At 35.9% G+C, this 13,101-nt stretch carries 17 protein-coding genes; 16 read left to right on the top strand and 1 reads right to left on the bottom strand.

The window, feature by feature from the left end; genetic code table 11:
- Positions 1-139 precede the first annotated feature (139 nt).
- Both WFK35_RS13830 and msrA read left to right on the top strand, forming a co-directional pair.
- Entirely contained in the window at positions 140-1,108 is a 969-nt protein-coding gene (locus WFK35_RS13830) for an ROK family protein (protein ID WP_214587934.1), read from the top strand.
- Positions 1,109-1,759: 651 nt separating this feature from the next.
- A complete protein-coding gene (gene msrA, locus WFK35_RS13825) occupies positions 1,760-2,314 on the top strand; it encodes a peptide-methionine (S)-S-oxide reductase MsrA (RefSeq protein WP_087706943.1) in 555 nt (184 codons plus the stop codon).
- A 151-nt stretch (positions 2,315-2,465) separates the two neighbouring features.
- Here msrA and WFK35_RS13820 read toward each other — a convergent pair whose 3' ends face one another.
- Positions 2,466-3,263, bottom strand: a complete 798-nt coding sequence (locus tag WFK35_RS13820) for a hypothetical protein (RefSeq protein WP_336733060.1) — start codon at positions 3,261-3,263, stop codon at positions 2,466-2,468.
- A gap of 388 nt (positions 3,264-3,651) precedes the next feature.
- Between WFK35_RS13820 and WFK35_RS13815 the strand changes: the two genes are divergently transcribed.
- From WFK35_RS13815 to WFK35_RS13750, 14 genes are all read left to right on the top strand, one after another.
- Positions 3,652-3,858: a hypothetical protein gene (locus WFK35_RS13815; RefSeq protein ID WP_336733059.1), complete on the top strand. Its 207-nt coding sequence runs from the start codon at positions 3,652-3,654 to the stop codon at positions 3,856-3,858.
- Between the two features lie 65 nt (positions 3,859-3,923).
- Entirely contained in the window at positions 3,924-5,552 is a 1,629-nt protein-coding gene (locus WFK35_RS13810; RefSeq protein ID WP_336733057.1) for a tetratricopeptide repeat-containing sensor histidine kinase, read from the top strand.
- Between the two features lie 10 nt (positions 5,553-5,562).
- The gene (locus tag WFK35_RS13805) at positions 5,563-6,225 is read left to right on the top strand and encodes a DNA-binding response regulator (RefSeq protein ID WP_235132280.1); all 663 of its coding nucleotides are present in this window, start codon (positions 5,563-5,565) and stop codon (positions 6,223-6,225) included.
- Between the two features lie 116 nt (positions 6,226-6,341).
- Positions 6,342-7,007: a response regulator gene (locus WFK35_RS13800; RefSeq protein ID WP_214587923.1), complete on the top strand. Its 666-nt coding sequence runs from the start codon at positions 6,342-6,344 to the stop codon at positions 7,005-7,007.
- Between the two features lie 136 nt (positions 7,008-7,143).
- Positions 7,144-7,350: a hypothetical protein gene (locus WFK35_RS13795; RefSeq protein WP_336733056.1), complete on the top strand. Its 207-nt coding sequence runs from the start codon at positions 7,144-7,146 to the stop codon at positions 7,348-7,350.
- Between the two features lie 12 nt (positions 7,351-7,362).
- The gene (locus WFK35_RS13790; protein WP_235132278.1) at positions 7,363-7,701 is read left to right on the top strand and encodes a YegP family protein; all 339 of its coding nucleotides are present in this window, start codon (positions 7,363-7,365) and stop codon (positions 7,699-7,701) included.
- Positions 7,702-7,705: 4 nt separating this feature from the next.
- Positions 7,706-8,776, top strand: coding sequence for a type I restriction endonuclease (locus WFK35_RS13785; RefSeq protein WP_336733055.1), 1,071 nt, complete (start codon positions 7,706-7,708; stop codon positions 8,774-8,776).
- 2 nt (positions 8,777-8,778) lie between these two features.
- A complete protein-coding gene (locus tag WFK35_RS13780; protein ID WP_336733054.1) occupies positions 8,779-9,303 on the top strand; it encodes an SH3 domain-containing protein in 525 nt (174 codons plus the stop codon).
- Between the two features lie 19 nt (positions 9,304-9,322).
- Complete coding sequence (locus WFK35_RS13775; protein WP_108408931.1) at positions 9,323-9,949, top strand: PH domain-containing protein; 627 nt, start codon at positions 9,323-9,325, stop codon at positions 9,947-9,949.
- Between the two features lie 6 nt (positions 9,950-9,955).
- Complete coding sequence (locus WFK35_RS13770; protein ID WP_271248861.1) at positions 9,956-10,171, top strand: TM2 domain-containing protein; 216 nt, start codon at positions 9,956-9,958, stop codon at positions 10,169-10,171.
- Between the two features lie 11 nt (positions 10,172-10,182).
- A complete protein-coding gene (locus WFK35_RS13765; RefSeq protein WP_336733053.1) occupies positions 10,183-10,599 on the top strand; it encodes a DUF6804 family protein in 417 nt (138 codons plus the stop codon).
- Complete coding sequence (locus WFK35_RS13760) at positions 10,589-10,996, top strand: hypothetical protein (RefSeq protein ID WP_336733052.1); 408 nt, start codon at positions 10,589-10,591, stop codon at positions 10,994-10,996. The genes WFK35_RS13765 and WFK35_RS13760 overlap by 11 nt, the downstream gene beginning before the upstream one ends.
- Before the next feature lie 5 nt (positions 10,997-11,001).
- The gene (locus WFK35_RS13755; protein ID WP_336733050.1) at positions 11,002-12,342 is read left to right on the top strand and encodes a beta-carotene 15,15'-monooxygenase; all 1,341 of its coding nucleotides are present in this window, start codon (positions 11,002-11,004) and stop codon (positions 12,340-12,342) included.
- Between the two features lie 10 nt (positions 12,343-12,352).
- Positions 12,353-13,101 (top strand): hypothetical protein (locus WFK35_RS13750; protein WP_336733049.1); only part of this gene is annotated, 749 nt, incomplete at its 3' end.

Here is a 13,101-nt window from a genome sequence, read left to right as displayed (position 1 = left end):
AGGCTTTATGATCTGGTGGGGAAGAAGAAAAAAGAAAACACCGAAAACAACATAATATTTTTTTTAAATAAATCTTAGGTTAATCGTCTCAGAATACAATCTTTTTTATAATTTTAACCTTTTAGAATTTTAGAATAGAATGTCATTAGTAGATTTGTCAAAAAACGTTGCGCTCGGAATTGATATTGGCGGAACGAACACAAAATTTGGAGTGGTAAACCACAGAGGCGAAGTTTTGGAAAAAGGTAACATCCGTACAGAAGCCTATCCTACCGTAGAAGAATATATTGACGCTTTATACGAGGCGGTCTATCCTCTGATCGAAAGCCACGGAAAAGACAAAAACTTCGATGGGATCGGTGTCGGTGCTCCCAATGCCAACTACTATACAGGAACCATAGAACAGGCTCCCAATCTTCCGTGGAAAGGAATCATCCCTTTTGCTGAACTGATGTCGGCAAAATTCGGGCTTCCGTGTACCATTACTAATGACGCGAATGCTGCAGCCATTGGAGAAATGCTTTTCGGCGCTGCAAGAGGCATGAAAGATTTCATCATGATTACTCTGGGAACAGGCGTTGGAAGTGGAATTGTTGCGGGTGGAAAACTGATCTACGGACACGACGGATTTGCCGGAGAATTGGGACATACCATCGTAAAACCAGGCGGAAGAAAACACTGGAGCACGGGTTCTGAAGGCTGTCTTGAAGCCTACGCATCGGCAACCGGAATTGCGATTACCGCAAAAAAAATGAGAGCTGAATTTCCTGAATCTTTACTGAATCAGTATCCTGAAGAATCCATTAATTCTAAAACTGTTCACGAATGCGCTTTACAGGGCGATCCGATTTCTATTGAAGTATTCCGGTATACCGGACAGAAACTGGGGGAGGCTTTAGCCAATTTTGTAATGTTCTCTTCTCCGGAAGCGATTCTTTTATTTGGCGGCGTGATAAAAGCAGGAGATTTTATTTTAAAACCTACCAAACTTCATATGGAAAGAAACTTACTTCCTATTTTCAGAAACAAGGTAAAATTGGTTTTCAGTGAACTGGACGAAGCGGATGCTGCTATTTTAGGCGCAAGTGCTTTAGTCTGGGAAAAATAACCGGAACATTTTGATTATCTGCGTCTGATTTCTGTTAAATTTTTAACGCAAAATCGCAAAGATTTTAAATAATACAGGCATCCTTTTTTAAGGGTGCTTTTTTTGTTTTTATTTCATCTTTAGAGATGCTTCGACAGGCTCAGCATGACATCGCTAATACTAATCTCTGCGAGCAACAATTTACAGCACTGCCATCCTGAGCGCGAAGCAGTCGAAGGATCTTTATTCTATCTCAATATCATTATTAAAATTCGCTCGCAGATGGTGCAGATAACGCAGATTTTAGATTTTTATCTAATCAAAATATTTGGGTTAATTGTGTTTGAAAAAATTTGTCTCGGCATGACGTCGCTGATACTAATCTCTATAAATAACAAATTTGCGGCATTGTCATCCTGAGCGCGAAGCAGTCGAAGGATCTCTGTTCTATCCCAATATCATTATTAAAATTCTCTCGCAGATGGTGCAGATAATGTAAATTTTTAAATTTTATTTGATGAAAATATTTGTATTAATGTGTTTGAAAAAATTTGTCTCATCTATCATGACAATTTGAATTTTGAACGCCCGATTGAAAAACTTTTCCTTATTTTTGATAGGTTTTTTCTCCATCTCTCACAGGAGAAAACAAGAAATTACAATAATTAATTTATGGATAACAACAATTTAGAACAGATTACTTTCGGGGGCGGATGTTTTTGGTGTGTGGAAAGCTGTTTCAATATGCTGAAAGGAGTACAATCTGCGGTTTCCGGATATTCGGGAGGTCACAAAGACCATCCTACGTATGAAGAAGTGTGCACCGGAGAAACCGGACATGCAGAAGTGGTACAGATCACTTACGATCCTGCTGTTATTTCTTATGAACAGTTAATGGATGTTTTCTTTTTCCTTCACGATCCTACGCAGCTTAACCGACAGGGAAATGATATCGGAACACAGTACCGCTCTGTTATTTATTACAAAGACGATGCGGAAAAAGCAAAAGCTGAAGCGGCAATTGAAAAATCCAAAGAGTCCGGAAGATGGCAGGGAACGTATGTAACGGAAGTCACGAAATTCGATAAATTCTGGGCAGCGGAACAGTATCACCAAGGATATTATAACGAAAACCCGACTCAGCCGTATTGCAGCGCTGTGGTAGGACCGAAAATTCAGAAGTTTAAAAAGCATTTCGGCGAACTGGGAATGCTGAATGAACAATAATTTATTGTTTATCCGTGATCTGTCATCGCAGAAAATTTAGCACAGACGATTTTTAATATCGCTAAACAGATAGCGTTAATATCATAGAATTCGGGCGGTTTCCTTTGGAAACCGCCCGAATTTCTGTTAGCTATTTTATAGATTTTTTTAACTATTCTTCCAGTATCGCATTTTCTCCGGCATATGTTTCAAGGATGTGTTCGGTAACATCTTTTAAGGCTTTTCCATTTTCAGGATGCTTCCCGAGACTTGTAAAAAATTCAACATGATTATTGCTTTTGTCATACCAGACTTTTCCCATTGCATTGTCTACAGTAAGTGTATCCGGTCGCATAATCTTTTTCATATTGATAAATGCAAAATCACGCATAGGAACCACCTCAACACGAGAATGCAGCGAGCTGCTGTCTGTTGCCATATAACGGTCTTTATCCCAATACATATAAGGTTTGTCTGTTGCAGGAGAACCCCATCCCGACATCCAGCCAAGAGGTTTGGAAGTTTTGTTGTTTGAAAAAACGACGCCTCCTGTAACTAATAATAAAACGAAAACCATTTCCATAACTCCGGCTCCATTCTTCTTGAAAATATCCGGTAAATTAAAAATTGGTTTATTGGTAATATTAATAACGATCTTCGATAAAGTTTGGCTTACAGTGTATTCTATCGTTTTCCAGTCTAAACAAAAACTTCTAAAATCATCATATTCCAAATACTTACTAAGATCATCTAGAATTGCTGGCTTTATATTATAATCGCCATCATTATCTACAATAGTCTTATAATACGTCTCGAAAGTCCTATAGCTTAAACTTACTCTAAAATCATCTAAAAGATCTCTTTCCAATGATTTCAAAATTCCACTAAATGATCTTTCTGTGGTACTATCTGATGCTTTTTTAAAGACTTCTTCTAATAGTCTTCTTTTCTGAGGTAAAAATTTTGACATATTCAACGGTTATTGGTGCGAAAATTATGAAGTTTTATATCAACATCATTACGGTTTTCCGTATTTCCCACTGAAAAAACTTTCCAAAAACTTTCCAAAAACTTTCTAACCCTTGCTCTGCCTTTCGTCGTTACTTTGCCATAGAAATCAGTGAGAAACAAACAATTAAAACAACAGAATACAACAAAGTTACGAAACTGATTTCAAAAATTGCCAGATAAAACGGAAGAAAACTCCGGGTTGGGAAGCAGATGTTTCTCTTCCGTTTTTGAAGGTTCACTTCCCAAAAAAACTTAAGAAGCGCTTCGAAAATTTTAACAGTGTACAGCTCGGGATTAACCTCCTGAGAGGAAGAAAATTTTTCAAACCCTTATAAAATTTTTAGGAAATGATCCAGATTATATTAATGCTATTAGGCTTAGCATTCGGGCAAAATAATGCCAATACTTCAGGTAACAATAACAGCAATGATAACGGACAGTCAACAACGCAATTGGCAGATCCGGGAACGGGAACCGATCCGGGAGACGGAACAGGCGGACCAGTTGGTGGAAACTCAGGACAATTACCTCCACCACCATTTACGCAACCATAATTAATTATAAGAGCAGAATTAAAACCTGCTCTTTTTTTTATTTACTTTGTAAAAACTTAATCATCATGAAAAAAATACTACTTTTTGCTATTCTGCTACTTTTCTTTTCATGTAAAAAAGAAATTGTAACAACATCCGATAATAAATATTATATAAAGGCAAGAATCTGCAGAAGCACAAACAATTCTGATTCAGCATTCTATTATTACAATTTAGCAAAGAATGAATATCTTAAAATAAAGGATTCTTTAGGAGTTGGTAATTCTTTGGTTAATATGGCTATGATTCAAACAAACAAAGGAGATTTCTACGGCGGAATAGAATCCTCGTTTGAAGCAAATAAATTTCTTAGAAGAGAAAATGACAGCGTATTTAAAAATAGATTAGCAACAAATTACAACAATATTGGGCTATCATATAATTCTTTGAGAGAGTATAAGAAATCGATCTTTTTTTATGAAAAAGCATTAAAATATATTATAAGTAAAGAAGATAAATATGTGTGCTATAATAATGTCGGTGATTTATTAATAAATGAAGGAAATTATAAATTAGCTAAAGAATATTTACAAAAAGCAATTCTTGCTGATAATCCTGAAAGTTATTCAAGAGCGATAAATAATCTTGCAAAAGCCAAATATCTTGATGATAAAAACTACAACCCATTACCCGAGTTTTATAAAGCTTTAGAAATAAGACAGAAAATTAAAGGGGAAATGGGTTTAAACTCCAGTTTTGAAACTTTATCAACATACTATTATGATAAAGATAAAAAGTTGTCTTTAGAATATGCACAAAAAATGCTCAAAGAAGCAATACAAAATAATAGTCCAGATGATCAGATAACGGCACTAAAAAGAATCATAACATTACAGCCTGAAAAATATCTCTCAAATTTTAATAAGTTTGATTCTATTAATGATAATTTACAAACCACAAGAAATAAGCATAAAAGTCAATTTGCAATGGTAAGATATGATGTTGAACAAAAAGATGCAGAAAATCAGAGATTAATTTCACAAAACCTAATAAAGAGCGCAGGAATTTCTGCTTTAATTTTATTATTATTAGGCACTACATATTGGTACATAAAAAGACAAAAACAATTAAAACAAGAAAAAGAGCTCGAAGTCAAAAACACGCAGCTTAAAATGTCGAAAAAAGTGCATGATGTGGTTGCGAATGGGATTTATCAGGTAATGGCAAAGATTGAAAATCAGGAAGATTTTGATCGTGAAAAAACTTTGGATGAACTGGAATTTGTCTATGAAAAATCCAGAAATCTTTCTTATGAAAAAGCGGGTGAAGAAAAAGAATTCAGTCAGGAAATTTCAGAACTTATCGCATCCTTTAATAACGCAAGTGTAAAAACTTTTACGGCAGGCAACAGTTCCTCTGTCTGGACAAATATTTCTGCACCGGTAAAAGAAGAAATCTATCAGGTACTCCGTGAACTTATGGTTAACATGAAAAAGCACAGTAAGGCAAGTCATGTAGCCGTAAAATTTGAAAAAGCTGACCAAAATATAGAGATTCAGTATAAAGACAACGGAGTGGGAATTGCCGGAGACCTTATTTATAAAAACGGATTGCGGAATACGGCTTCCCGCATAGAAGGAATCGGCGGGAACATTACTTTTGAAACAAAAATTGAAAAAGGACTGAAGGTAAATATTTCCTTCCCTTCTTCATAACCGTTTTGTTATGTTCAGAAAAACTTTAATTGTTGAAGACCAGGAAGTAGCAAATCTGGGAATCATGAGTACCTTAGAAGAATTATTAATTCCGCGTTTCGATTTTGTAACGTATTGTGACGAAGCTCTTCAAAGACTGAAAGCTGCAGCCGCAGAAAATGCACCTTATGATCTGCTGATTGCGGATCTCTCTTTTAAAAAAGATCATATTGCACAGAAACTGAAAAGCGGGCAGGAATTGATTTATGAAGCCAGAAAAATTCAGCCCGATCTTAAAGTGGTGGTTTTTTCGGTAGAAAGCCGATCGAAAATAATTGATGATCTTTATAAAACGTACCACATTAACGGATTTGTAAGCAAAGCAAGAAATGACGGAAAAGAGCTTAAGAATACCATTAGAAAAGTATTTAAAGGGGAAACCGTAATGTCTCAGGATATTTTAAATGCGATCCGGAAGATTCCCCGTGATCTTGATGAGTACGACCTTAAACTTCTTGAGCTTCTTTCCAAAGGATGTAAACAGAACGAAATTCAGACTTATCTGAAAGAGCATCGGATGGAACCATACAGCATCCGATCGATTGAAAAGAGACTGAATGAACTCCGCGAAATCTTCTGTGCGAAAAACAATATCGAGATGATTGTAATCTGTAAAGATATTGGGCTGATTTAATTTAAAAATGAAAATCGACTGTTTTTTGTTATTTTACGTGAATCCGTAATGGAAGAATTATAATTGCATCTATTTTTGAGGTCTTAAACCTTTATATTTAATTAAACCTTGTAACCATGTTTAAAAAAATTTTAATAGCCGAAGATCATGAAAGCATCAATATTTCCGTACAGAAAACACTCGAGGATCTGAATATTCCCATAGTAGATTATGTATATTACTGTGATGATGCCATAGGAAAAATCCAAAAAGCTCTGCGGGAAAAGCAACCCTACGATTTGCTTATTACAGATCTTTATTATGAGGAAGATCATCACACCCAGACTCTTAAAGACGGTAAAGACCTCATCAAAAAAGCAAAAGAATTACAGCCGGACCTTAAAGTCATTGTATTTTCGGCGGAACGTAAAAGCGGAGTGATCGAAAATCTTTTCTCAGACTACCAGATCAACGGATATGTGCAAAAAGCCAGAAATGATTCCAAAGACCTGAAAAAATCTATCGCATCCGTTTATATAGGAGAAAACTATCTTTCTTTTGATCTGAAGCAGGAAATGAAAAAATTCAATAATTATGAATTTTCAGCCTATGATATTGTTATTGTCTCTCTTCTTTCCAAAGGAGTACTGCAAAAAAATATTCCAACCCATCTTAAGGAAAAAAACATCAACCCGTCCAGTTTAAGCAGTGTCGAAAAAAGATTAAACAGCCTGAAAGAAGACCTCAGTGTTAAAAGCAATGAGCAATTGGTCGCATTTTGTAAAGACATCGGAATCATATAAAAATATCAATCAAACAATACAGCCTTTCAATTTTGTTGAAAGGTTTTTTATTTTTTGCCCGTTTTACGGAAAGCCGTAAAAATTACTCATCAAAGCGTGATACTTTTGGAACAGAAAAACAACCACAATAATTATTATGAAAAGATATTACGTGCACACAAAAGCTCAGGAAAACGGAGATCATGAAGTACATCATGAAGACTGTATTTTTCTTCCGAATCCGAATAACAGGAAATATTTAGGCATGTTTTACGGCTGTGAAAGCGCAGTAAAAGAAGCAAAAAAAGACTATGCAAAAGCGAATGGATGCAAAACATGTTCTAAAGAATGTCATACCACATAAAAATCAACAACCATGGGAAAATTCGTCATCACACAAAGAGTAAACAAAGAATATCAGTTTAATCTGAAAGCCGCAAACGGTGAAATTATTTTAACAAGCGAAGGCTACGTTCAGAAAGCTTCGTGTTTAAAGGGAATCGGATCTGTAAAAATTAACTCTCAGTACGATTTCAGATACGACAGAAGAATCGCTGTAAACCAAAAAGATTATTTCGTTCTGAAAGCAAGAAACGGCGAAATCATTGGGAAAAGTCAGCTTTACAGCACAAAATCCGGAATGGAAAACGGGATCGCTTCCGTAAAACAGAATGCTCCGGAAGCAGAAATTACAGATGAAACTTTAAAAAAATAAAATCATGGATCTTAAAATTAAACTGGAACAGCTTCACCAGAAAGTAATCGGGCTAAAAGACCAGATCGGAACAGAAGAAGCCACAAAAAACGCTTTTGTGATGCCTTTTATTCAGATTTTAGGATATGATATTTTCAATCCTACAGAAGTGGTTCCCGAACACGTTTGCGACATCGGAACCAAGAAAGGCGAAAAAGTAGATTATGTCATCAAAAACAATGATGAGCCTATTTTCATCATCGAATGCAAACACTGGAAAGAAAGTGCAGATGCACACAATTCTCAGCTTCACCGGTATTATCACGTTTCCAAAACACGATTCGGCGTTTTAACGAACGGGATTGTTTACAACTTCTACACGGATCTGGAAAAGCCCAATATTATGGATGAAAAACCGTTTTTCACGATCAATATTGAAGATTTAAAAGACAGTTCCATCAAAATTCTGGAAAGCTTTACCAAAAAAGACTACAATCTGGAAAGCATTCTGGATTCTGCGGAAGCTTTAAAATACATCAAAGCCATCAGAAAAGAATTCGAAAAAGAAATTGAAAATCCGTCCGATGAACTGGTAAAACTCCTCGTTAACCGTTTCTTCGAAAAGCCGTTAACAGCAAACCGAATGATCTCGTTTAAAGAATACGCCAAAAAAGCATTAACGACTTCTATTAATGAATCCATCAGTTTCAGGTTAAAATCTGCTTTAAGCATTAATGAACAGATCGAACAGCGCGAAGATGATGTAAAAACTTCGCAGCCCATCCATGAAACCAGCGAGTCTAAAATTGTAACCACAGAAGAGGAACTGGAAGGTTTCCAGATCGTAAAAGCCATTCTGCGGGAGAAAATACCTTCTTCAAGAATTGCTTACAGAGACACGTTGTCTTACTTCGGAATTTTACTAGACGACAACAACCGAAAACCGCTTTGCAGACTGCATTTTAATACCGCTAATAAATATCTGGAGACTTTCCACAACGGAAAAGATGCCGGAGAAAAAGTTTTATTAAACAGTCTGGACGAAATCTACAACTACAGAAATCAGCTTCATCAGACATTAGAAAATTATAATTAACCATGAAAAAACTAATACCCTTTATTATAATCGCCTTCGGTTCTTTTCTTTTAAACTCTTGCTTTAAAGCAAACGACAATATAGGACACGAAGGAAGATGCACAGGCTCTGCCAATTGTACAGCCTGTTCCAGCTGTTCACGGTGCGGACACTGCAGCAGCGGTGGAACCTGCGGCGTTTGCGGCGGCGGCTCTTCAGAAAGTTATTCATCCGGCAGAAGTTCAGCAAAGAAAAGGAAAACTAAAAAGCATAAAACTTCCGATTCTTATACTTCTTCAAAAACAAAATCCAATAAACCTCAAAAAATAATCATTGATGAGGTAAATGTAGACCTTAGTTCCAACCGATACATTACCGGAATTGCCACCACCAATATTTACGAAAAGCCATCTCTCAGCTCTAAAGTAGTAACGAGAGTTTATAAAAACGAAAAGCTGATTCCACTTTCCAAAGAAGGTTCATGGTACAAAGTAAAAGTAAAATCTTCCGGAAAGAAAGGATATGTTTTTTATAAAGATGTAAAATAACTAAAAACAAAATATCATCATGAACTTAAAAAAATTTTTAAATGAAGAACAAGATCCAAAAGCCGTCGAAAAGCTTTTAGGGAGAATCAACAGTCTGCTCACCTCGCAGGAAACTATGGAATACATTGCCGTTCAGAAAAAACCGGTACTCAATTTATCTCCGGACTGCATCGCGCTTACCAACAGAAGAATTATTTTCTGCAGACCCAAAAACTTTGGTTTGTCTATGGATTTTCAGGATTACAGCTGGGTAGATGTTGCAGACTGCCATATTAAGGAAGGGATTGTAGGTTCAACTTTTATGGTAAAAACAACACAACATTTTACCAATATGATGGATTACCTGCCTAAAAACCAAGCCCGAAAGCTATACCAGTTTGCGCAGGAAGTGGAAGAACAAATGCGGGGCGTAAGAAGAGAGAAAAATCTTGAGACCTTAAGAGCTTCCGCAGGAGGAGTTACCGTAAATAATGCAACGCCCATTATTACACAGCCTCAGATGTTTCAGGAGGAGAAGAAACCATTGCTGATTGAGAATGAAGATCCTTTTGCTTTATTACAGAAACTGAAAGGACTAAAAGAAAGCGGAGTTATTTCTCCGGAAGAGTTTGAAACAAAGAAAAACGAAATTTTATCCCGAGTTTAAAAAATTATGAAATCAAAATCTACCGCCACCTTACTTGCTTTTTTCCTTGGAGGAATAGGCATCCACAGATTTTATCTGGGGCAGAACATTATGGGAATTCTTTACCTGTTATTTTGCTGGACTTTTATTCCTGTCATTATTTCCGTTATCGATTTCTTTGCATTTCTGTTCATGTCTGAAAGCCGTTTTAATTACAAATACAACCTTCGGACAGGATTTTAATAGTACAGCATATGAAACCATTTCTCACCTTCTGTGCGTTATGCTGTTTCATCGGTATCTTCAGACTTCCTATAGAATATTATACTTTTCTCAGAATCCTTGTTTCCGCAGGAGCTGTATTGGTTTTGTACAATACATTAACCTTTAAACAGCATTACTTCAGTATAATTTTCCTTATCATCCTTATTCTTTTCAATCCTGTGCTTCCCATTTATCTGTTAAGGAAAAGTGTGTGGATTCCGATTGATGTTGTTACAGGAATTTTATTTCTGTTGATAGGTTTCGCCGAAAAAACCGAACAGAAAAAGGAAGAAGAAATTACCGGGGAAACTTCACATCCTTCAGTTCCCATCCATCAAAGAGCTGTATCCAGAGACCGAATTATTAATCCTAAAAAACCAAAGGAAGAAGACAATCATGGAAAATAACAACATTACGGAACATCTTAAAGCACATTTCTTAAGGCTGTATCAAATGGCAATCTGTGATGACGATTTCAGTGCCCTTGAACTGAAAATGCTTTATAACTGCGCCGAAGAAAGAGGCATTTCATCAAAAAATTTAGACGAGATCCTTCTGAACCCTTTCAATATGAAGTCGCTGATTCCGCAGACAATCGAAGAAAAAATAGATTATCTGTACGATCTTACCGTTATGATCTGGGCAGACGGAATTGTTTCCCCGAATGAATATACCACGATGCAAAAGTACGTTCTGATGTTCGGATTTATGGAAGAAAATGTAACCGCCATCGTAGATTACCTCATTGAAGCGATACGAACAGGAAAGCCTAAAAGTGAAATTTTATATGAACTAAAAAACTAACCATCATGGATACTACCAGTATAAAAAATTTATTTAAACTAAAATCTGTTCCCGCAGAACCCAAAGAAGAGCAGCTTCCGAAAACTGAAGTAAATACCGAGGAAGAGTCTTCTGAGGAAACACGCAAAAGAACCTACCACGAATCCGGCTATCGGGACAGTTCCCGAACCAGCGGAAACCACTCTACCCTTTCCATCTGTCTGGATGCCGTTTACTCGAAATTTCAGAATGAAGAAAAAGAAATGGTGGAAAAACAGCAACAGCTGAAAGAGTCTTATGTGAATGAACAGAAGAACCGCGAAACAGAAATTAAAGCACTCATTGTTTCGCAGGAAACCAAGGAAGAACAGCTGAAAACCAAAAACAGGGAAGTAGAAAGCCATCAGCAAACCATTGAAACCTTAAACTCAGAAATCATTGATCTTCCCCGAAATCCCGAAAAATATAATGTAAAAGCCACAAAAGGAGCTTCAGCAAAATTTATCATTGGGCTATTTCTTTTAATCCCGATAACTTTATATTTAGGAGTATTCTATATCTCAACTTCCTATTCTGCCTTCTTTAAAGGTTTTGACGCAAAAAGCACTGTGATACAAAGTGTTTTTGATCCACAGGCATTAGCTAAAGCCTGGAATGATGGTTCAACCGAAGCTGCTTTTGTCGTTTTAATTCCTTTTGTATTTCTTGGATTAGGTTTTTTGATCCATATGTTTGGAGAGAATAAAACTACAGCCAATTATATCAAACTCGGTTTATTACTTATGGTGACTTTTATTTTTGATGTCATTTTAGCGTATGAAATTGAAAAAAAAATATATGATGTAGAAAAAACTTTTGATTCTCTTCCATTCGATCTTAAAATTGCTTTTACCAAAAATCAGTTTTGGGAAATTATCTTCGCTGGATTCATCGTGTACATTATCTGGGGACTTGTTTTCGACTTTGTAATGAAAGAGCACCGCGAAAAGGATAAGATTAAAAACGAACAGGAAATCAGACAGAAAAGAGTAGAATTTTTTCAGGAAAAAATTAATGTTTTAAAGAAAGAAATTGAAGAAATTCTTGCGGCTATCGGAAATATAAAAGAATCCATCATTAAAATAAGAGGAAGAATTGAGGAACTTCAGAATATTATCGACGGCGTAATTATTCCGACCAAAGATTACAAGCTGTATGCTTCGGAATATGTTCAGGGCTGGATCACGTTTATCGGAGAGAAAATTGCTGTTTCCAGAACGGAAAAACAGACCATGATTGATGAATGCATTTCTACGTATAATACCAATCTGGAAACTGTAGGAGCCAATTCGGACAATCAGAACCTTGTTTATTTATCATCCTTATAAATTACAGAATATGAAAAAAATATTTTATTTATTAATGATTATTTCTTTGGTTTCATGTTGCAAAGATAAAACAGGCAAAACTGAAGAGGGAACAAAAAATCCTGTTGTAGTTGATTCAAACAATATTAATGTCAGTATTTTAATTGATTTATCCGACAGAATTGATCCTAAAACGAACCCGAATCCCACAATGGAATATTTCCAGAGAGATACCGAGTACATCAAAGCCATTGAAAAAGGATTTTTAAACCACATCAAATCTAAAAAAATCATTACCTACGAAGATCAGATGCAGGTTTTCTTCAATCCGGAACCTTTAGATCCGAAAATGAATGAACTTACCAAAGAGCTGAAAGTTTCCTTTGATAAAAACACTCCCAGAAACTATTTTGATCAGGTGGATAAAAAATATTCGGAATTACCGACAACGATCTATCAGTCAGCGATAAAAGACGGAAATTATGTAGGTTCTGACATTTGGGAATTTTTTAAAAATAAAGTAAAAGATTACTGCATTAAAAACGACCACAGAAACATATTATTTATTCTTACCGACGGATATATGTATCATGAAAACACAAAATTTTCGGAAGGAAGCAAAACCTCTTACCTTACCGGCAAACTCATCAATGCCAATCATCTTACGACTTCCAACTTTAAAGAAGTTATAGAAAAAAATAAATTCGGCTTTGTAAAAGCCAATGATAATCTGAACAATCTCGAAGTCATCGTCTTAGGAATCAATCCGGAAAAAGGAAA

It is taken from the genome of Chryseobacterium sp. VD8, assembly GCF_037149975.1.
Classification (GTDB): domain Bacteria; phylum Bacteroidota; class Bacteroidia; order Flavobacteriales; family Weeksellaceae; genus Chryseobacterium; species Chryseobacterium indicum.
Note: the sequence above shows the minus strand (reverse complement) of the source record. Positions and strands in the feature narration are given on the sequence as shown.